Origin of the sequence: Pantoea sp. KPR_PJ (assembly GCF_041386365.1) — a bacterium.
In the GTDB taxonomy this organism is placed as follows: domain Bacteria; phylum Pseudomonadota; class Gammaproteobacteria; order Enterobacterales; family Enterobacteriaceae; genus Pantoea.
Genome location: NZ_JABMIK010000005.1, coordinates 14,234 through 35,203 on the forward strand (window position 1 = coordinate 14,234; position 20,970 = coordinate 35,203).

General features: G+C 57.2%; 17 protein-coding genes. 11 read left to right on the forward strand and 6 right to left on the reverse strand.

Going from position 1 to position 20,970, the window contains the following annotated elements; translation table 11 throughout:
- Positions 1-56 precede the first annotated feature (56 nt).
- The 4 genes from araG (at position 57) to HP564_RS12275 (ending at position 4,676) form a co-directional block, all read left to right on the forward strand.
- Complete coding sequence (gene araG, locus HP564_RS12260; RefSeq protein ID WP_371243387.1) at positions 57-1,577, forward strand: L-arabinose ABC transporter ATP-binding protein AraG; 1,521 nt, start codon at positions 57-59, stop codon at positions 1,575-1,577.
- A gap of 14 nt (positions 1,578-1,591) precedes the next feature.
- On the forward strand, positions 1,592-2,578 hold the full coding sequence (gene araH, locus HP564_RS12265; protein WP_371243389.1) for an L-arabinose ABC transporter permease AraH: 987 nt from the start codon (positions 1,592-1,594) through the stop codon (positions 2,576-2,578).
- A 61-nt stretch (positions 2,579-2,639) separates the two neighbouring features.
- Positions 2,640-3,557: an arabinose operon transcriptional regulator AraC gene (gene araC, locus HP564_RS12270; RefSeq protein WP_371243391.1), complete on the forward strand. Its 918-nt coding sequence runs from the start codon at positions 2,640-2,642 to the stop codon at positions 3,555-3,557.
- A gap of 78 nt (positions 3,558-3,635) precedes the next feature.
- Positions 3,636-4,676 carry an oxidoreductase gene (locus tag HP564_RS12275; RefSeq protein WP_371243393.1) on the forward strand — a complete coding sequence of 347 codons (1,041 nt, stop codon included), beginning with the start codon at positions 3,636-3,638 and terminating at the stop codon, positions 4,674-4,676.
- 57 nt (positions 4,677-4,733) lie between these two features.
- Here HP564_RS12275 and add read toward each other — a convergent pair whose 3' ends face one another.
- A complete protein-coding gene (add, locus tag HP564_RS12280) occupies positions 4,734-5,732 on the reverse strand; it encodes an adenosine deaminase (RefSeq protein ID WP_371243395.1) in 999 nt (332 codons plus the stop codon).
- Between the two features lie 560 nt (positions 5,733-6,292).
- On the opposite strand from add, the gene malI reads away from it, so the two are divergent.
- Positions 6,293-7,309: a Mal regulon transcriptional regulator MalI gene (gene malI / locus HP564_RS12285; RefSeq protein ID WP_371243397.1), complete on the forward strand. Its 1,017-nt coding sequence runs from the start codon at positions 6,293-6,295 to the stop codon at positions 7,307-7,309.
- Positions 7,310-7,428: 119 nt separating this feature from the next.
- Here malI and HP564_RS12290 read toward each other — a convergent pair whose 3' ends face one another.
- On the reverse strand, positions 7,429-8,928 hold the full coding sequence (locus tag HP564_RS12290; protein ID WP_371243399.1) for a YdgA family protein: 1,500 nt from the start codon (positions 8,926-8,928) through the stop codon (positions 7,429-7,431).
- A gap of 129 nt (positions 8,929-9,057) precedes the next feature.
- Positions 9,058-10,233: a mannose-6-phosphate isomerase gene (gene manA / locus HP564_RS12295; protein WP_371243401.1), complete on the reverse strand. Its 1,176-nt coding sequence runs from the start codon at positions 10,231-10,233 to the stop codon at positions 9,058-9,060.
- Between the two features lie 190 nt (positions 10,234-10,423).
- Between manA and fumC the strand changes: the two genes are divergently transcribed.
- Complete coding sequence (gene fumC / locus HP564_RS12300) at positions 10,424-11,821, forward strand: class II fumarate hydratase (RefSeq protein ID WP_371243403.1); 1,398 nt, start codon at positions 10,424-10,426, stop codon at positions 11,819-11,821.
- A 43-nt stretch (positions 11,822-11,864) separates the two neighbouring features.
- Here fumC and tus read toward each other — a convergent pair whose 3' ends face one another.
- Complete coding sequence (gene tus / locus HP564_RS12305) at positions 11,865-12,791, reverse strand: DNA replication terminus site-binding protein (protein ID WP_371243405.1); 927 nt, start codon at positions 12,789-12,791, stop codon at positions 11,865-11,867.
- 214 nt (positions 12,792-13,005) lie between these two features.
- On the opposite strand from tus, the gene HP564_RS12310 reads away from it, so the two are divergent.
- From HP564_RS12310 to HP564_RS12320, 3 genes are all read left to right on the forward strand, one after another.
- Positions 13,006-14,187 (forward strand): MFS transporter, encoded by a 1,182-nt coding sequence (locus tag HP564_RS12310; RefSeq protein WP_371243407.1) that lies wholly within the window; start codon positions 13,006-13,008, stop codon positions 14,185-14,187.
- Positions 14,188-14,379: 192 nt separating this feature from the next.
- Positions 14,380-14,868: an Rrf2 family transcriptional regulator gene (locus HP564_RS12315; protein ID WP_224481430.1), complete on the forward strand. Its 489-nt coding sequence runs from the start codon at positions 14,380-14,382 to the stop codon at positions 14,866-14,868.
- Positions 14,869-15,239: 371 nt separating this feature from the next.
- Positions 15,240-15,383, forward strand: coding sequence for a hypothetical protein (locus tag HP564_RS12320; protein ID WP_371243410.1), 144 nt, complete (start codon positions 15,240-15,242; stop codon positions 15,381-15,383).
- An 80-nt stretch (positions 15,384-15,463) separates the two neighbouring features.
- Here the strand turns inward: HP564_RS12320 and oqxB are convergent, their stop codons facing one another.
- On the reverse strand, positions 15,464-18,616 hold the full coding sequence (gene oqxB / locus HP564_RS12325) for a multidrug efflux RND transporter permease subunit OqxB (RefSeq protein WP_371243412.1): 3,153 nt from the start codon (positions 18,614-18,616) through the stop codon (positions 15,464-15,466).
- 17 nt (positions 18,617-18,633) lie between these two features.
- Entirely contained in the window at positions 18,634-19,794 is a 1,161-nt protein-coding gene (locus tag HP564_RS12330; RefSeq protein WP_371243414.1) for an efflux RND transporter periplasmic adaptor subunit, read from the reverse strand.
- A gap of 309 nt (positions 19,795-20,103) precedes the next feature.
- On the opposite strand from HP564_RS12330, the gene HP564_RS12335 reads away from it, so the two are divergent.
- Together HP564_RS12335 and HP564_RS12340 are read left to right on the forward strand one after the other, a co-directional pair.
- Positions 20,104-20,448: a helix-turn-helix domain-containing protein gene (locus HP564_RS12335; protein ID WP_081137479.1), complete on the forward strand. Its 345-nt coding sequence runs from the start codon at positions 20,104-20,106 to the stop codon at positions 20,446-20,448.
- Between the two features lie 86 nt (positions 20,449-20,534).
- Positions 20,535-20,969, forward strand: coding sequence for a ribonuclease domain-containing protein (locus HP564_RS12340; RefSeq protein WP_371243415.1), 435 nt, complete (start codon positions 20,535-20,537; stop codon positions 20,967-20,969).
- Position 20,970 lies beyond the last annotated feature (1 nt).

A 20,970-nucleotide genomic window follows, 5' to 3' on the forward strand; every position in this document is an offset into this window, starting at 1 on the left:
GTACCGTGCCGCCGCGTCTGCGGTGGCACCTTATCGGTAAACCCAGAGGAGTTACCATGAATAGCGAGCCAACCTTTCTGTCGTTTCATGGCATCAGCAAAACCTTTCCTGGCGTAAAAGCGCTACAGGATATCTCGTTTGAGTGTCGCGGTGGCGAAGTACATGCCCTGATGGGCGAGAATGGCGCGGGCAAATCCACGCTGCTGAAGATCCTCAGCGGCAGCTACCAGCCCAGCGGGGGGGAGATCCGCATCAAAAACCAGCCGGTCAGCTTCCAGAATACCGGGGATGCGCTGGATGCGGGCGTCGCCATTATCTATCAGGAGCTACACCTGGTGCCGGAGATGAGCGTGGCGGAGAATATCTACCTCGGCCAGATCCCGCACAGGCGCGGCCTGGTGAATCGCAGGCTGCTGCGTTATGAGGCGGGTCTGCAGCTGAAAAATCTCGGCATGGATATCGATCCCGATATGCCGCTGAAATATTTGTCGCTTGGGCAGTGGCAGATGGTGGAGATTGCTAAAGCGCTGGCGCGCAATGCACGCATTATCGCTTTTGATGAGCCAACCAGTTCGCTCTCTGCGCGTGAAATTGACAACCTGTTCCGCGTAATCCGCCAGCTGCGCGCGGAAGGCCGCGTGGTGCTCTATGTGTCACACCGCATGGAGGAGATCTTCGCTCTCAGCGACGCCATCACCGTATTCAAAGATGGTCGCTACGTGCGCACCTTTACCGATATGGCCCAGACCCACCACGACGATCTGGTGCAGGCAATGGTGGGACGCAATCTCGGCGACATCTATGGTTATGCGCCGCGTCCACACGGGCCGGTGCGTCTGGTGCTGGAAAAAGTAGAGGCGAAGGGCGTACGTGAACCGATTTCGCTGGAGGTGCGCGCCGGTGAAATTGTGGGCCTGTTTGGGCTGGTGGGGGCCGGGCGCAGCGAACTGATGAAAGGCATTTTTGGCGCGACCCGTCTGCGCGGCGGCCGAATTTTGCTCGACGGCGAGGTGCTGAAGCTGCGTGAGCCGATTGATGCGATTCGTGCAGGCGTGATGCTCTGCCCGGAAGACCGCAAGTCGGAGGGGATCATTCCCGTGCATTCGGTGCGCGACAACATCAACATCAGCGCACGACGGCACAACCTGACCGCGGGCTGCCTGATCCAAAACCAGTGGGAGACGCGTAACGCCGACCGCCACATTCGCTCGCTTAATATCAAGACGCCTCATGCGGAACAACTGATCATGAACCTGTCAGGCGGTAACCAGCAGAAGGCGATTCTGGGCCGCTGGCTGTCGGAAGAGATGAAAGTGATCCTGCTGGATGAGCCGACGCGTGGCATTGACGTTGGCGCGAAACATGAAATCTACAACCTGATCTATCAACTGGCGAGCAACGGAATTGCCGTACTGTTTGCCTCCAGCGACCTGCCCGAAGTAATGGGGCTAGCCGATCGCATCGTGGTGATGCGTGAAGGTGCCATTGCAGGCGAACTGCTGCATGACGATGCCACGGAGCAGCAGACGCTGAGCCTGGCGATGCCCAAAATCACCCAAGCGGCCGCTGTGGCCTGACCGAGGAGTAAATTATGTCTTCATCCACCACATCGGGTACGCCACCGGTTCAGCAGCGCAGCGGCCTGCGCTTTGGGCGTATCTGGGATAACTTTGGCATGCTGGTGGTGTTCGCGCTGCTGTTTATCGCCTGCGCCGTTTTTGTGCCTAACTTTGGCTCCTTTATCAATATGAAAGGATTGGGCCTGGCGATGTCGATGTCCGGTATGGTCGCGTGCGGCATGTTGTTCTGTCTCGCCTCAGGCGATTTCGACCTGTCGGTGGCGTCGGTTATCGCCTGCGCTGGCGTCGTCACTGCCGTGGTGATCAACATGACCGAGAGCCTGTGGATTGGCGTCTTCGCCGGTCTGCTGATTGGTGTCGCAACCGGCTTTGTTAACGGCTTTGTAATTGCGCGTCTGAAAATCAACGCCCTGATCACCACGCTGGCAACCATGCAGATTGTGCGTGGCCTGGCCTATATCTTCTCCGACGGCAAAGCGGTGGGTATCGAAGATGAGCGCTTTTTCACCCTCGGCTTCGCTAACTGGCTGGGCGTACCGGCACCCATCTGGCTGACTATCGCCACCATGCTGATCTTTGGCTTCCTGCTGAACAAAACCACCTTTGGTCGCAACACGCTGGCTATAGGGGGGAATGAAGAAGCGGCGCGGCTGGCAGGGGTGCCGGTGGTGCGTACCCGAATCATTATCTTTATTCTCTCCGGGCTGGTCTCTGCGGCAGCGGGCATCATTCTGGCCTCGCGCATGACCAGCGGCCAGCCGATGACCTCCCTGGGCTACGAGCTGGTGGTGATTTCTGCCTGTGTGCTGGGCGGCGTGTCGCTGAAAGGCGGTATTGGCAAAATCTCCTATGTGGTAGCCGGTGTGCTGATCCTTGGCACTGTGGAAAATGCGATGAATTTATTGAATATCTCGCCATTCTCACAGTACGTCGTACGCGGTCTGATACTGTTAGCGGCGGTGATTTTCGACCGCTACAAGCAAAAGCATAAGGCCTGATGTCAACCACGCGCGGTGCCCGGCACCGCGCGTCCCCTTATTTAGACTGAGTGAGGACGTTATGTACCACCGTGAATCCACAGCGGCGCAGCAAAATCCTCTGTTGCCCGGTTATCCCTTTAATGCCTGGCTGGTCGCCGGGCTGACACCCATCTCTGCCGATGGCCCGCTCGATTTCTTTATCGATCGTCCGCACGGCATGAAAGGCTTTATTCTCAATCTCACGATTAAAGGAAAAGGGCGGGTGTTCGACGGTGAGAACGGCTTTGACTGTCTGCCGGGAGATATGCTGCTGTTCCAGCCCAAAACGCCGCACTACTATGGCCGCGCGTCTGACAGCCCGGAGTGGCACCACCGCTGGGTTTATTTTCGCCCGCGCGCCTACTGGAACGACTGGCTACAATGGCAGGATGCGCGTGAAGGCGTCGGACGACTGCACCTTAATGATACGCTGCGCGCCGAGTTTGACCGTCTGTTCGCCAGCATTGAACAGACTCACAACTCTGGCCGCCGTTTTGCCGAAGAGCTGGCGATGAACCTGCTGGAACGCCTGCTACTGCGCGCGGTAGAGGAAGATCCGCGCAGCCACCAGCAGGTGCGCGATCCACGGATCATCGAAGCCTGTCAGTACGTTACCAACCATCTGGCCAGTGAAGTGAAAATTGAAGAGGTGGCGCGTCACGTCTGTTTGTCACCGTCGCGTCTTGCGCACCTGTTCCGTGAACAGATGGGGGTTAACCTGCTGCGCTGGCGCGAAGACCAGCGCGTGATCCGTGCCAAGCTGCTGCTGCAAACCACGCAGGAACCGATCGCCAGCGTCGGGCGCGAGGTGGGCTATGACGATCAGCTCTACTTTTCGCGGGTGTTTCGCAAACGCGTCGGCGTCAGCCCCAGCGACTTTCGCCGCCGTAATCAGGATGCGCAGGACACCTTGCTGGCCGGACCCGGCTGGGCACTGACACAGAGTGCTATCTCCTGATTTTTCGGGAGATTCCTGCTTGTTCTAACCCAGGCTATAGTCTTAAATCAGTCGGGTATATGAATAAGAGGAGTGAGAATGAGCGACAAACTTCGTGTTGGATTAATCGGGTATGGCTTTGCCAGCAAGACGTTCCACGCGCCGCTGATTGCCGGTACGTCAGACGTTGAGCTGGCCGCTATCTCCAGCAGCGACGCCGCGAAAGTGCATGCCGACTGGCCGCAGGTCAAGGTGGAGGCCGAGCCTCAGGCGCTGTTAGACGATCCTTCTCTTCATCTGATCGTTATCCCTACCCCTAACGATACCCACTTCCCGCTGGCCAAAGCGGCACTCAATGCCGGTAAACATGTGGTGGTGGATAAACCCTTTACCGTGACGTTGTCACAGGCGCGCGAGCTGGATGCGTTGGCTAAGGCCAAAGGTCTGCTGCTGTCAGTGTTCCACAATCGCCGCTGGGACAGCGATTTCCTCACGCTGAAACAGCTGCTGAAAGAGGGCACGCTGGGTGACGTGCGCTATTTCGAGTCACATTTTGATCGCTTCCGCCCGGAAGTGCGTCAGCGCTGGCGTGAAATGAAAGGCGCAGGCAGCGGTATCTGGTACGATCTTGGCCCGCACCTGCTGGATCAGGCATTGCAGCTGTTTGGTACGCCGGTGGCAATAAATGTGGATTTGGCTGAGATGCGCCCGGGTGCGCAGACCACAGACTATTTCCACGCCACGCTGACCTATCCGCAGCGCCGTGTTGTGTTGCATGCCAGCATGCTGGTGGCCGCCGAGTCTGCGCGTTACATCGTGCACGGCACGCGCGGCAGCTACGTCAAATATGGTCTCGACCCGCAGGAAGATCGGCTCAAAGCGGGTGACTTTCCGCCGGGCGAAGAGTGGGGCTACGACATGCGCGACGGCGTGTTAACGCTGGCAGAAGGGGAAGGCGTCAAAGAAGAGACGCTGATGACGCAGCCGGGTAACTATCCCGCCTACTATGCAGCGATCCGTGATGCGGTCAGCGGGCGCGGTAATAACCCCGTTACGGCGGAAGAGGCTATCCAGGTAATGGAACTGATCGAGCTGGGCCTGCAGTCAGCCGAGAAGCGTCAGACGCTGTCGCTGAAGTAATCAAAAAGCCAGCACCAGGCTGGCTTTTTGTTGATGAGGCCGCATTAGCGGCCTTTTTTACGCCTTAACTTTATTACGAATAGCGGTTTTTTCCGCATCGCTCAGGAAGGCGATCGTCAGGCCATTTTCCTGCGCCTGACGGATCTGCGCCGCGCTCAGCCCGGCAGCCGGTGCAGCGTGCTGGTATTCGTGCGCCAGTTCGATGCCCTGAACCGCCGGGTCGTCGGTGTTGAGCGTCGCCAGAATACCGTGCTCGAGGAACTGCTTCAGCGGATGGTGCGCCAGCGAGGAGACGGTGCTGGTCTGGATATTGGAGGTCAGGCAGGATTCAATGCCGATGCGGTGCTCGGCGAGAAAATCCATCAGCGCGCGGTCTTCAATTGCCTTTACGCCATGGCCAATACGCTCTGCTCCCAGCTCGCGAATAGCCTGCCAGATGCTCTCTGGACCGGCTGCTTCTCCGGCATGGACCGTCACGCGAAAACCGGCATCGCGTGCCTGGTTAAAGTGGCTGAGGAACTCGCTGCCGGGGAAACCCAGCTCATCGCCCGCCAGATCAACCGCAGTGATATGATCGCGGTGCGCCAGTAATCCCTCCAGTTCGCGCAGGCAGGCTTCGTCGCCGAAAGTTCGACTCATAATGCCAATCAGACGCACGTCGACATTATATTTCTGGCAGCCCGCCTTGATGCCGTCGATCACCGCTTCGACCACACCGGCAACCGGCAGATTGTGGGTCATCGCCATGTAGCCTGGCGAAAAACGCAGCTCGGCGTAGTGGATACCGGCACGCGCCGCATCCTCCACATTCTCCAGCGCGATACGGCGGCAGGCATCCAGATCGCCCAGCACTTTAACACCCCAGTCGAGCTTGTTAAGAAAGCTCACCAGATCGGGCTCGTTTTCCACTACCTGTACGTGCGGGCGCAGCGACTCCAGCGTGGAGGCGGGCAGGGCAAGATTAAACTGGCGACCTAAATCCAGAATGGTTTGCGCGCGGATGTTGCCATCAAGGTGACGGTGAATATCGGTAACGGGAAGGCTGGAATCGAACATGCTGCACTCTCTGACAGGATAAAAGTGCAGAACATTATAGAAACATCTTGCGCAACATAGCGAGCGCTTTGCGCAAGCCATGGCCCCTCTGCCGGGATTTTAAGCGAAAGCGCAGCCAGTCCAGGCCTTTTGCCATGAGAGCCATCACTCACAGCAGGGCACTTCGTTCGATGTGAGCACCGTTGAGCAATGTTACATGCATCCACCGTCCGCAGAAGAGGCGCGACGCGTCAGGCACGGATTGTGCAATTGCACAGCATTAAATCCAGGCGTGCCGGACAGGGAGAGAGAGGGCGTTTGCACAAATCACAACTCAACTCAGGTTGCTCCCGGGCGCTTTCAGTCAGCCTAGTCGACCAGAGATTACGCGAAAGTCAGGAGGCTCAGCGCTCATCAGGCGCCCGCGAGTGTTACCAGGTAAAGTCTTTGATAAAACGTTTAACCTGATTTTATATTTTTATGCAGGGTATTTGTTAAGCAGAAAGATTCAGATTTACAAACAGGTTAAACGTTTTATCCTTGTGTTTACCTTACCGGATTTCACTACGCAGGCATTAAGCATGACCCAGCAGAAAATCACGATTAATGAGGTCGCCAGCGCTGCCGGCGTCTCTGTCACCACGGTATCGCTGGTGCTGTCGGGCAAAGGCCGCATCTCCTCAGCGACAGTTGAACGCGTGAATCAGGCCATTACGCAGCTGGGTTATGTTCGCAACCGATCCGCCGCCGCGCTGCGTGGCGGTAGCAGCGGTACGATCGGGGTGATCGTGCGGGATCTGAGTCAGCGCTTCTATGCTGAATTGACGGCCGGGCTGAGCGAAGCGCTGGAAGCACAGGGTAAAACGGTTCTTCTCACGCAAAGTGGTGCCCACGGGCAGCACCTGACGCGCTGCTTTGACTCGCTGATAGCGCAGGGCGTTGACGCGGTGGTGCTGGGCGGCGATGCGCGCAATGCTGCCGCGCTGGCACCGGGCGTGCCGCTGATTTGCGCCTCGCGCGCCAGCTATCTGGAGGGCGCGGACAGCCTTCGGCCGGATAACGCGCTGGGCGGCCGTATGGCAACGGAATTCCTGCTCCGTCAGGGGCATCAGCATATTGCCTGGCTGGGGGGCTGCGGCGCATCGCTGACGCGCGCCGAGCGTATCGGCGGCTACTGCGCCACGCTGATACAGCACGGTTTGCCCTTTAATCCCGAGTGGATTATTGAATGCGACGAGAGCCCGCAGGCGGCGGGTACAGCCATCACACGCCTGCAACAGCGCTATCCACACCTGACGGCAGTGATTGCCAGCAGCCCGCCCGTGGCGCTGGGTTGCTGTCTTGCTCTGCTGCGCCGCGAACACGCGCTGCGTCAAGCCGCCGTTGACAGCAATGGAGTCCAGCCGATGGCGCTGGTGGGGTTCAGTGATGAGTTACAGGCAAATCTGACCGATCCCTCACTGACCTTTATCTGTAATCCGGCGCGCGCAATAGGACGGGCAGCGGCCGCCCGCACGCTTTTACGGCTCAGTACGCCAGACGCTCCTGTACAGCATGTGATTATGCCGCCGCAGCTGATCGGCAGCAGCGGGCAGTAAAATAACAGGCCGCGACCGGCAGTCGGGAGAACGTGAGGCAGGCTGACCAGAGGATTGTGGCGAAGCGATGCAGGGGATTAAGGCCGATCACTGCGGTGACCAGCCTTCGTTAAGGGAGGTTACTGCGGCATGCCTTCGCTGGTGGGCAGGCCGAGCATATAGCGGGACATAAACTGCTCAAGCGCCATGGTATCGCCGTTCATGTTCACCTGACCGCCGTTATATTGCAGGCTGGTCACGATATTGTTGTCCTGCTGCTGGGTCAGACGAAACATCTGGCCCATTGCCGCCAGGCCTTTCACCTGCTGATCGGCCAGCTTCTGCGCGTCATCACCGGTATACCCTTCTGCCAGCCCGACGTTGCGCATGACTTCTGTCGCCATAGGCATATTAATCACCAGCTTCGCAGAGAGCGACTTCAGCACGCGATCCACCATGCCCGCCAGATTTTGTGGCTGGCCGGTAACGGTGGCCGGGTCGTTAAAGTTGGCGGTGAGGTTGAAAGTGCTTTCGCCTTTGTCATTTTTCCAGCTCAGCGGGGCAATGCTCACCATCGGTGAACCTTTCAGCAGCGTGGGCAGGTTATTTAACAGGATGGTATTAGCACCGGCCTGATAGCGAATCGGATCGCTGGCCAGCCCCGGCTGATTGAGCAGGTCCTGCATCTGGGCGTTGTAATTGTCTGAAAAGGTTTTGACCGCCTGTGCATCAAACTGCGACAGCTTCATGATCAGCTTTGCTTCACCAAAATCATTGTTTTGCAGATGCACATGCTCAACCTGATAGTTGATATCGCCGCTGATCTTGCCGCCTTTATTATCAAACGAAGAGGTGCCGTTCAGCTGTTGCAGCATCAGTGCCTCTTTGCCGTTGAGACTGGCGGTCAGCTTTTCCAGCTTGACCTTTTGATCGCCGATGCGCACACCCTCTGGCGTCAGGTGAGAGTTACCGCTGAGCTTCACGCCATTGGCGGTGAAGAGCACCGGTACGCCCATCTCATTTTTACTGGTGATCGCCAGGCTGTCGATATCGCTGTCAACGGCGATTTTATCGCCTTTACTGTCAGCGCTGACGTTCAGGCTGCCACCATTGGTCGCGATGCGCTGGCCGGTCTGGGCATTCAGATAGTTGACCGGCAAAAAGTGCAGAGCGGTATCAGTGGCACCGCTGTAACCGATGCGGGTATCCGCACTGGCCGGCGACTGATTGTCAGTCAGGGCAAACAGCGTTTTCAGCGCATCACTGTTTTCCAGTTCGCTGTGCACCGACGCCATGCTGGGCATCAGATTAAAGCGGCGTAGCTGGGCGAACGGAAAAGGACCATGATCGATAGTTTCGTTGAGGACGATGCTCTGCCCCGGTTTCAGAAGGGCGTTATCTTCGGTCTGTGAGCTGGCCTGAACAATCAGCTTCGCTTTGCTGCTAAATACGCCGCGCTGATAATCCTGATAACTGACTTTCAGTCGGCTGTTGGGCGCGTAAGCATTGAGCTGTGTGTTGGCGTTCTGCACCAGTTCATCCATATGGCTTTCCAGCTGTTTACCGGTAAACCATGCCGCGCCGGTCCAGACCACGCCCAGGGCGATAATCACACCTACGGCAACGTTGGTTTTTTTCATTGCTGAGTCGTCCTTATCCTTATGTCCGCTTACGCCGCTGCCCGTCGCCCGGCGCCCGAAGAAACGCCCGCAGGCGTTTTTGCTAATAGATTGAAATAATAGCAGTTAGGGCCAGATTCGTCAGCCGTTTCAGCGCAACGTGTTAAAAACGCGCGCCAGGCGGCCGCTGCCGGAGGCCCTCAGCGTACCGTCACTGGCGGGAACGAAGCAGGATTCGCCTGGCCTGAGGTGCTGTTGCTGCTGACCCAGCGTCAGCGTGGCTTCACCCTCAATACAGAAAAGAATGGCGGCACTCTCCTGTGAAAGCGATTGCGGCTCAGGCAGCAGAGTGTGGATCGCAAAAGCAAAGTCCTCCACCGGGATCGGGAAGTGGAGGACGCCATCCTGCATCTGCGGCTGCGTCAGCAGCTGTGATGCCGGTTTAGGCTCGAATTTGACGTTAGCGAGCAGCTCTGGAATATCAATGTATTTTGGTGTCAGTCCGGCACGCAGCACATTGTCGGAGTTGGCCATGACCTCCAGCGCCACGCCGTTCAGATAGGCGTGTGGGGTTTCAGCATAGAGAAACATCGCTTCGCCCGGCTGTAGCGTAATTACATTGAGCAGCAGCGGTGAGAAGAGACCGCTGTCGTCAGGGTAATGCTCTGCAATGGCCTTAATGGTTGCCCAGGGCTGGCCTTCACGCGCGTCGCAGGTTGACTTCAGCAGGGCAAGCGCACGGGCTTTTTCCTCATTTTCAAGGGAGAGCAGGCGGGTAAACAGCGTCGCCAGGCGTGTGCTGTCAGGCTGCTGTAAAAAGTGGGCAATGTGCGGATGTGCGCCAGCTATCGGCTGTAGCAGTGAGACAATGTCAGTGAGTTCGCGAAAGCCGTTCATCGCCTGAAAAGGCGTTAGCGCATAGACCAGCTCAGGCTTATGGTTGGCATCCTTGTAGTTACGCTCCGCCGCGCTGAGAGGGATCCCGGCTGCGTTCTCACGTGCAAAACCCTCTTCAGCTGCGTTTTTACTGGGATGCACCTGAATGGACAACGGCTGGTCAGCGCATAATACCTTGAACAGGAAAGGCAGCTCGCCAAAGCGTTTCGCCACTGCGTAGCCCAGCGTGGCCTCAGGTGCCGCGTCAATGATTTCGCGCAGCGAGCGACGCTCACCGTTTACGTTAATCAGAGAGGGGCTTTTAGGATGCGCGCCCATCCATAATTCGGCCATCGGCACATCCGCAGGATTAGCTATTCCATAAAGATCTGTTAAGGCAGTTTTGCTACCCCACGCGTAGTTTTGCAATGAATTGACCATTTTTTGCATGATTACGCCTTTATCACGGGAAGTAATGGCGCCTATTAAAGCAGAAAAGGGGGCAATGAATACATATCAAGTGCAAACAAAGCGTCAGGCTTCCATAATGTTAAATTATTGTAGGAAAGCATTCTGCAAACTCGGTGCAGGCTCGCGCCGGGGAAGCAATGACCACAACCTGTGCTAAGGAGACGTAGACATGGCAGCCAATCGCATTGAAAAAGATTCAATGGGGCCCATTGATGTACCCGCAGACAAGTTATGGGGCGCGCAAACGCAGCGCTCGCTGGAGCATTTCCGTATATCGACTGAAAAAATGCCTGTTGAGCTGGTCTATGCGCTGGCGCAAACCAAGCGGGCCGCCGCGACGGTTAATCGCGATCTGGGCTTGCTGCCTGCTGAACGTGCGGAGGCCATTGTGAAAGCCGCTGATGAGGTGCTGGCGGGGCAGCACAGCGGCGAATTCCCGCTGGCGATCTGGCAGACCGGCTCCGGTACCCAGACCAATATGAACATGAATGAGGTGCTGGCAAACCGCGCCAGTGAAATTCTTGGCGGTGAACGTGGTATGGCTCGGCTGGTTCATCCTAATGACGATGTGAACAAAAGTCAGAGTTCCAACGATGTGTTCCCGACGGCCATGCATGTGGCTGCGGTGATCGCGCTGCGTGAGACGCTGATCCCGCAAATTCAGGTCCTGAAGCAGACCCTGAGTGAAAAGTCTGCGTCGTTTAAAGATATCGTCAAAATAGGCCGCACCCACCTGCAGGATGCCACACCGCTTACCCTGGGTCAGGAGATCTCTGGCTGGGTAGCCATGCTGGAGCATAACCTGAAGCATATTGAACAAAATATTCCTCATGTGGCCGAGCTGGCGCTGGGCGGCACCGCCGTCGGTACCGGGCTGAATACCCATCCTGAATATGCGGTGCGGGTGGCTGAAGCGCTGGCGGATCTCACCGGGCAGCCGTTTGTTACGGCGCCAAATAAATTTGAAGCGCTGGCGACCACTGATGCGCTGGTGCACGCGCATGGTGCACTAAAAGGGCTGGCCGCCTCGCTGATGAAGATCGCTAACGACGTGCGATGGCTGGCGTCAGGTCCGCGCTGCGGCATCGGTGAGCTCTCTATTCCTGAGAATGAACCGGGCAGCTCAATTATGCCAGGCAAAGTGAATCCGACCCAGTGTGAAGCGATGACCATGCTCTGTTGCCAGGTCATGGGCAACGATGTAGCCATCAACATAGGTGGGGCATCGGGCAACTTCGAGCTGAACGTCTTCCGGCCCATGGTGATTCATAACTTCCTGCAATCGGTGCGTTTGCTGGCTGACGGCATCGACAGCTTTAACCACCACTGCGCGGTGGGTATCGAGCCGAATCGCGATCGCATCACGCAGCTGCTCAATGAATCGCTGATGCTGGTGACCGCGCTTAATACTCACATCGGCTACGACAAAGCAGCGGAAATCGCCAAAAAGGCGCATAAAGAAGGGCTGACGCTGAAAGGCTCGACGCTGAAGCTGGGCTATCTGACCGAAGAGGAGTTCGATGCCTGGGTTCGTCCGGAAGAGATGGTTGGCAGCATGAAGGCCTGAACCATCGTGACGATAAAAGGGCCAGCGCAGCTGGCCCTTTGGCTTATTCCGGGCAGTCAACCCAGAGGTGCAGCCGCGGGATCAGCAGGTTAAGCGGCTCTGCCGCAGGCTTATAGCGATGCTGCACCTTATCCGCGTGATAGTTCAGCAGCTCACCCAGCACGGGCACCTGCGTGCGATCGCGGCATAACACCACAATGGGCGACGGGCAGGCGAGCTGTGTCTGTTTCTTTTCATCGGCACGCCAGACGCGGGCAATGGGTTGCACTTTTACCGGTCGCTTGATCTTCAGCCGCGCGGTGGCAGGCAGGGCGCGGACGCTCTCCAGCTCCTCCTGCACTTTTTCAGCCCACTGCTCGCGCGTCCAGGGCGCCTGAGCGCGGTTGGCACTCAGGCTCTTTTCCAGCTGGGCGATGATCTCCTCACGCTTCACATTCTTGATCACATGCTTGTTGGCCCAGCCGAAACGCAGGCTGTCGGGGGCCTGTAGCAGGGTAATCGTGCGATAGGCATTAAGGGTAATCAGACCGCGCAGGTGCTGATGCACAAACTCAAAGCGTGCCTCGCTCGGCAGGCCCGATTCCACCGTAATGATCTGTTCAAGTCGCGCCTTGAATTGATTAACCAGTGCTATCTGGTCGAGGAGGGCGGTCTCCTGCTCGCCGCTGGCTTCAATACAGATGGCACCGGGCAGGCGAACGGCCGCTTTGGTGCTGAGCTTCTCGGACTGATGCTGCATAAATAACCGGCAGAAGTGGGCCAGCGCCATATCGCGCGCGGCTGTGCCCAGATGCTGCTCGACGGCAATCTCAGTGACGGCGTCGTGCTCGTGACCTTTTTCAACCGGCGGAAGTGAGAACACCCGTGCAACCAGCAGCGGCTGCGCCAAAATCATGTCGCGTAACTCGCTCAGCGAGCTCTCAAGGCGGTTGGCGCAGTCATGAAGGTCAGAAATTAAATCATAGCGCATCGCTCTCTCCATAGTTACAACATGCCTTAATCTGGCAGAAAGCATCCTCTGGTGCAAATGGCTTTATTAGTTACAACATACAAATTAGGTATTAAACAAAATCGTGCGGCCAGCGGGCCATCCAGAAAAAAGGGGGAACAGCATACGGTTACAGTTTTTTCCTTATCTCATAGCATGTTATAAAGGGCGTAACCTGTACAACAGAGTGACGGATGTGAATCAACGCAATAAACCAGGCGTGCTGGCGGTCGTGGTACTGGGTCTGGTGCAGATACTGTCGTGGGGCGGCTCCTTTTATCTGATGGCGGTCATGGCGGCTCCTGTCGTCGCTGAAACCGGATGGTCGCAGCAGTGGGTCTATGGCGCTTTGTCGCTTGGCATTCTGGTTTCTGGCCTGCTGGCACCGCTGAGTGGGCGCATTATTGCGCGAACCGGCGGTCGGCTACTGCTGGCCCTGAGTGGGGCCGTGATGGCCGCGGGGCTGGTGTTGATGGGTCTCAGCCACGCGCTGCCGATGTTTCTTGCTGCCTGGGTGATTATGGGCGTCGGGATGGCGATGGGGCTATACGATGCGCTTTTCGCGACGCTGGGCACGCGCTATGGTGGGCAGGCACGTAGTGCGATTACCAGCATTACGCTTATTTCTGGCTTTTGTACCACGCTGGTGTGGCCTGGCACTGCACTGCTCATTCATCTGCTGGAGTGGCGCGGGGCCTGCTTCGCCATTGCTCTGATGCTGCTGGTGCTGGTGTTACCTGCCTATTTTTACGCGCTGCCGGGTAATGCGGTGACCTTAAAGCCGAAAGTGAAAGTAGCCATCGCACCTGCGGCGGAGAGCGATATCGCGCCGTCACTGTTCTGGCTGCTGTGCGCCATTTTTACTTTGGCCTCAGTGATCATGACGGCGATATCGGTGCAGCTGATCGCTTTGCTACAGGCGAGCGGTTACACGCTGGCTTCCGCGCTGGCGCTCAGCGCCATTCTGGGGCCGTGTCAGGTAGCCTCACGCATCGTCGATATTCTGTTTAAACGCGGCCATCCTGTCTGGACCGCGTTTTTTTCCGTGGGACTGGTGGCGCTCGGACTGCTGGCGCTGGCGCTGTTGCCGCAGTTTGCGCTGCTCAGTATGGTGCTTTACGGTGCGGGAAATGGCTTACGCGCTATCGTCAGGGGAACTTTACCGCTGGCAATGGTCAAACCGGAGGCGTATGCCGTCGTGGTGGGGCGCATGGCGCGTCCGGCGCTGACTGGCCAGGCGCTGACACCGCTGGTGGGCGGGTATGTGTTTGAAACCTTCGGCGCTTCCGCTACGCTGTGGCTGCTTTGCGCGCTGGCGCTGATCAACGTCTGGCTGGTAATGCTGCTGAAAATGCGGCTGCCGCCCGCGACGCAGTAAGCGTGGGGCAGAGGCCGCTCTGCTGCGGGCTGAACAGCTTGTGCTGTTGGCTGCCGGGTTTTAATGAATACGTGCCCTGGCGCAGTCGCCTTGCTTCTAAAAAGCAACAGTGTTTGTTATATTTATTGCTCACTGAATGTTCATTTACGCGGCAATAAAACAATAAGATGCACCGCAACTCAGGATAACGAAATGCTTGATTACCGCTTCCCGACAGCTTTGCAAATGGTTCTTAGCGTAGCGATGGCGGAGCAAATGGGTAAACGCTCAACCAGCGCCATTCTGGCATACGGCCTTGAAGCGAATCCCAGTTTCATCCGCAAACTGATGGTTCCGCTTACTCGCGACGGCATTATCGTCTCGACGCTTGGCCGCACTGGCTCGATCCATCTGGGGCGTCCGGCCAGCGAAATCACACTGCGCGATATTTATACCTCGGTGATTGAGGACAAAAAGCTCTGGGCGTCGCGTCCGGATGTTGCGCCTCGCTGTCTGGTCAGCGCCAATCTCTGCTGGTACTTTAAATCGATCGCCGATGAAGCTGAACAGGCCTCGCTGGAAGTGCTGGAAAAACGCACCGTGGCCGACGCGCTTGAAGAGCTGAAAAAAGGCAATGAAACCGAGTGCGCGCCGGTGCTGGAACCGGATGCCATCGAAGACCTGTGCAAAAAAAGCCGCTAACAGCGGCTTTTTTTATGCTCTGCCGTGCATCTGACACCTTCCATAAGGTTTTTCTCTCCGGCCCTTGCGGACGAATCCCACGCTTTAGCAAAAGTACCCGGCGAAATAAAGGGGTTTTCATCTCATTGATAAAAATGGAAAAGCGTATTATTCCGTCTGATGATTTTATCTCTATGGAGAGAAAGGGCCTTAATCAACTGTCCAAAATATAAAGTGGACATCAGCGATGCTGCTTTCAAATGCCCCTCATGCGAACAACAGGTAAAAAAATCAAAGCGAACGCTGTTTGGGAAAATCGTTAAGATCGTATTTATTCTGTTTAACCTGCTGATGATCTATTCCATTTTTGCCGGTATGGGCGCGAGCGGAGCGTGATCAATCATGCGGCTTCCGATGCAGACCGCGCTGGCGCGGCGTCAGGCACGGGCATGGGTGCGATGATGCTGGGGATCGTCTGGGGCGTGGGCGATATCATTATCGGCACGCTGGTCTTTCTGACGCGTCCCAAAGCCTGATATTAATGGCGTTGTGATAATAAAAAAGCCGCTAAACGCGGCTTTGATCATAACGCGCGGTCGCTGACCGCCCTGACTGTTTACGCTGTCTGCATCGCCTCTTTCGGCGCCTTACGCGTCACCAGCTTGCGCAGGGTGACATAGAACACCGGCGTGAGAAACAGTCCAAACAGCGTGACGCCCAGCATCCCGGCAAAAACGGTAATACCGGTCACACCACGCACTTCAGCGCCAGCGCCTTCACCCAGAATCAACGGGACAGTACCTGCGATAAAGGCGATTGAGGTCATGACGATAGGGCGCAAACGCAGGCGACAGGCTTCCAGCGCTGCTTCCACAATGCCTTTGCCCTGCATCTCCAGCTCGCGCGCAAACTCGACGATAAGAATCGCGTTCTTACACGCCAGCCCCATCAGTACCACCAGGCCAACCTGAACAAAGACATTGTTATCCCCGCCCGTGAGCCAGACGCCAACCAGCGCTGACAGCATTGTCACCGGCACAATCAGGATCACCGCCAGCGGTAACGTCCAGCTTTCATAGAGGGCAGCCAGCACCAGAAACGCCAGCAGTACCGCCACCGGGAAGACGATAAAAGCGGTGTTACCCTGTGTCGCCTGCTGGTAGCTGAGGTCGGTCCATTCGATGTTCATGCCGTTGGGCAATAGCTGACCGGACATCGATTCCAGCTGCGTCATTGCCTGTGCGGAAGAGAGCACGCGCGGGTCCGCATCGCCAATCAAATCTGCTGCCGGGTAGCCGTTGTAGCGGATCACCGGATCGGGACCGTAGGTGGTAGTGATATGAACCATGCTGCCTATCGGCACCATCTCGCCGCGATTGTTTCGGGTACGCAGGTTCGCAATATCCTCCACGCTGTCGCGGAACTCCCCGTCAGCCTGCGCCATTACGCGCCAGGTGCGGCCAAAGCGGTTAAAGTCGTTAACGTAGGATGAGCCAAGATAGGTTTGCAGCGTGCTGAACAGATCGGTCAGCGACACGCCCTGTGCTTTCGCTTTATCACGATCGACCTGCACATCGAGCTGAGGCACATTCGCCTGATAGGATGAGATAGGATAGTGCATACCGGGCGTCTGCATGACTGCACCGGAAAGGGTATTGATCGCCGTCTGCAACGCACCGTAACCCAGGCCCGCACGATCCTGCACATAGAGCGAATAGCCGGAACCCTGGCCCAGACCCAGAATCGGCGGGGGCATGATGGAGAAACCGAAGCCCTGCTGTAGCTGAGCAATCTTCGCATTAATCTCAGCGTTGATCTCCGCCGCGCTGTGCTTGCGCTCGCTGAATGGTTTCAGGCCGAAGAACACCGTGCCGGTATTGGGCGTGTTGGTGAACTGCAAGGCATTCAGGCCGGGGAAGGCGACCGAATAGGCGACGCCTTCGGTATTCATACCGATCTCACTCATCTTGCGGATCATTTCATCCGTTCGCTCCAGCGACGAGCCCTCTGGCATTTTCACGCCGCCGATCAGGTAAAGCTTATCTTGCGTGGGGATAAAGCCGCCCGGCACGGCGTGGAACATAAAGCCTGCGCCCGCCAGCAGCAGCACATACACCCCGAACACCGCACCGCGACGGCGCAGCGTTTTGCCCACCAGACCTTCATAGCCATGTGCGCTGCGGTTAAAGAAGCGGTTAAACGGACGGAACAACCAGCCAAGCAGGCGATCGATAATGCGCGTTGGCATATCTTTTGGTGCGTGGTGATCCTTGAGCAGCTTTGCCGCCAGTGCAGGCGACAGCGTCAGCGAGTTGATCGCCGAAATCACCGTGGAAATGGCGATGGTCACCGCAAACTGCTTATAGAACTGGCCAGTTACACCTGAGAGAAAGGCCATCGGCACAAACACGGCGCACAGCACCAGCGCAATGGCGATAATCGGGCCGGATACCTCACGCATCGCCTGATGCGCCGCCGCCTGAGGCGAGAGACCCAGCGAGATATTACGCTCAACGTTTTCCACCACCACAATGGCGTCATCCACCACGATGCCGATAGCCAGCACCAGCCCGAACAGGCTCAGAGTATTGAGTGAGAAGCCGAGCAGATAGAGCACGCTAAAGGTACCTACCACCGATACCGGCACCGCCAGCAGCGGAATAATTGAGGCGCGCCACGTCTGCAAAAAGAGGATAACGACCAGCACAACCAGCGCGACCGCTTCCAGCAGCGTGTGCACCACGGCGCTGATGGAATCACGCACAAATACCGTGGGATCGTAAGGTGCAGCCCATTTCACATCATCGGGGAAGCGCGTAGCCAGCTCATCCATTTTGGCGCGCACCGCGTTAGAGAGATCGATAGCGTTGGCACCCGGTGCCTGAAAGATACCGATGCCGACTGCGTCTTTGTTGTTGAGCTGCGAGCGCAGGGCATAGCTGCCGGAGCCCATCTCAATACGTGCCACGTCGCGCAGTCGTACCAGCGAGCCATCATCGGAGGTTTTCAGAATGATATTGCCAAACTGCTGCTCATTCTCCAGGCGACCCGCCGTGTTAATAGAGAGCAGAAAGTCAGACTGTTTTTTCAGCGGCTCAGCGCCGAGCTGACCGGCAGAGACCTGCACGTTCTGCTCCTGCATCGCGGTCACTACGTCGGCTGCGGTCAGGCCGCGTGCGGCCACTTTGTCAGGATCGAGCCAGACGCGCATGGCATACTCGCCCGCGCCGAAAATCTGAATCTGACCTACGCCCGGCAGGCGGGCCAGCTCATCTTTCACTTTCAGCGTGGCGTAGTTGCGCAGGTAGAGCGAGTCATATTTGCCGTGGGGCGAGAACATATGTACCACCAGCGTCAGCGTGGGCGACATTTTCTGGGTGGTGATCCCCAGACGACGCACATCTTCCGGCAGGCGAGCCTCCGCCTGCGCAACGCGGTTCTGTACCTGTACCTGCGCCTGATCGGGATCGGTGCCCGGGCGGAAGGTCACCGTCGTGACCAGCACGCCGTCGGAACCGGCTACCGATTTCATATACATCATGTTTTCAACGCCGTTGATCGCTTCTTCCAGCGGCGTGGCAACCGAATCGGCGATTACTTTCGGGTTGGCACCGGGATACTCAGCGCGCACCTGCACGCTGGGCGGCACCACGTCCGGATATTCGCTGATCGGCAGCAGCGGAATCGCAATCAGCCCGGTAACAAAAATCAGAATTGACAGAACGGCGGCAAAAATCGGCCGGTCGATAAAAAAGCGGGAGAAATCCATAGCGGCAATAGCCTCAGTTAGTTGGCGTTAGCCGCGCGCATCGCGACCTGCTGGGCCGTTACCGGCATTCCTGGCATAAACACTTTTTGCAGGCCATCAACAATTACCCGATCGCCTGGCTGCAGACCGCTTTTGACAATACGTAAGCCGTCAGCCAGCGCGCCGGGCTGGATATCACGACGCTGCGCTTTGCCGTCTTTATCTACCACATAGACAAATTTGCGATCCTGGTCGGTCAGTACGGCTTTATCGTCAACCAGCAGCGCCTGAAACTCCGCACTGCCTGGGAGCCGCACGCGAGAGAAGAGGCCCGGCGTGAACTGTCGCTGCTGATTGTCGAGCAGGGCGCGCATGCGAATCGTGCCGGTGCTGGCGGTGAGCTGGTTATCGGTAAAGTCAACCGTGCCGCGATGCGGATAACCGCTTTCACCCGCGAGGCCGATTTCAACCGGCAGTGAGCCGCGCTGCTGGCCCTGGCGCGCCATAGCCTGGTAGTGCAGGTAAGTTGCTTCATCGACGTCAAAGTAGACATACATGCGATCCTGCGACACCAGCGAAGTCAGAACGCTGGCGCTGTCCCCGGCGGTCACCAGGTTGCCGGTGGTGATCATGGCGCGGCTGGCACGCCCGTCAATCGGGGCGGTTACGCGGGTAAAATCGAGATTCAGCTGCGCCATATCCACGGCTGCTTCGGCAGACAGGACATCGGCCTGCGCCTGGCTGGCCGCCGAGCGACGCTGTTCCCACTGCTCGCGTGATACTGCCTGCGTGCCGATCAGTTTTTCGGTGCGCGCGGATTCGCTGCGCGCCAGCGCGGCCTGGCTGCGCGCGCGCGCCAGCTCAGCTTTCGCCTGTTCCAGCGCTGCGCGATAGGTGCGATCGTCGATGGTAAACAGCACCTGACCTTTTTTCACCTCGTCGCCTTCGCGATAGTTCACCGCATCGATATAGCCAGAGACGCGTGGGCGCAGCTGGACGCTCTGCACCGCCTCAATGCGTCCATTAAAGCTGTCCCACTGACTTACCGGCTTTACTACCACATCGGCGACGCTCACCTGGGGCGGCGGCGGCGGGGCGTTTTGCGCTACCCCGTTGTCGCATCCGCTCAGTATGCTGGTCAGCCATACCGCGCCCAGAAGGGTGAAACCCTGACGAACCCACTTCGTTTGTCTGTTCATTTTTATTATTCCGCATAGCGTTAAAAACAGCCCACAAGGGCGGGCCAATATTTGCAACTTTTAAGATTGCAATTTATCGCGAGGAGTGTAGGCTCGTGCATCCTGCAACTGCAAGAATATCTGATACACTTTATGTGCGGTTTTGAGCGCAACGAAAAGCAGATGTAGCGGGGCAGGGCAATGACCCTACGGCGAGTGCGGCATTTAATGTATCAATCCAACTTGCATTAAATGGCAAAGTCAGTCACCCTTAAAGTGTAATTGCAACTGATACTGATACTGTTCGCAACGGCGACGGGAGAGAATAGGATGATGAGCGACGCATTTATTCACGATCTGATCGACTGGATCGATAACAATATTGAAGCACGCCTGGATCTGGACACCGTATCTGAGCGCGCCGGCTATTCCAAATGGCATCTGCAGCGCATGTTTAAAGAGCACACCGGTTATCCGCTGGGCGAATACATCCGCATGAAGAAACTCAAAAAATCAGCGGATCGTCTGACCACGACCAATGAGCCGATCCTCAACGTGGCGATCTCCCTGGGCTTTGATTCCCAGCAGTCCTTCAACCGCAGCTTTAAACGCCAGTATGGCGTTGCGCCCGGCGCCTGGCGTCGTCACGGAGCGCAGATGCAAGTGATGCAGTGACTCCCGCAGGGCCAGCAATGCTGGCCCGCGCTGTATCTGGTCGTCAAAGCTGATATCATCAGCGTCCTGTTGTCTGGGATGCCATCATGTCAAAAAAACTGTTAATTGCCCTGCTTGTTGTGCTTGCGGCCGCCTGGGCCGGTCTGAAACCCCATCTGAGCCCTTCATCTTCCTCCAGCGCCAGTGATATCCACTCGCTGACCGATGCCCGTACCGTCACGCGCTATCTGCTGCAACATCAGCAGTTACCCGACTATTACATCAGTAAAAACGACGCGCGCCGTCGCGGCTGGGATCCGGCAAAAGGAAACCTGTGTGAGGTGCTGCCGGGCAAGGCAATTGGCGGGGACCGCTTTGGCAACCGCGAGAAACGTCTGCCGCAGCGCAGCGGGCGCTTATGGTATGAGGCCGATGTGAACTACCGCTGTGGCCACCGCGAGGCGGACCGGCTGGTCTATTCCTCAGACGGCCTGGTCTATATCACCACCGATCACTACCGCAGTTTTAAGCAGGTGCCCTGAT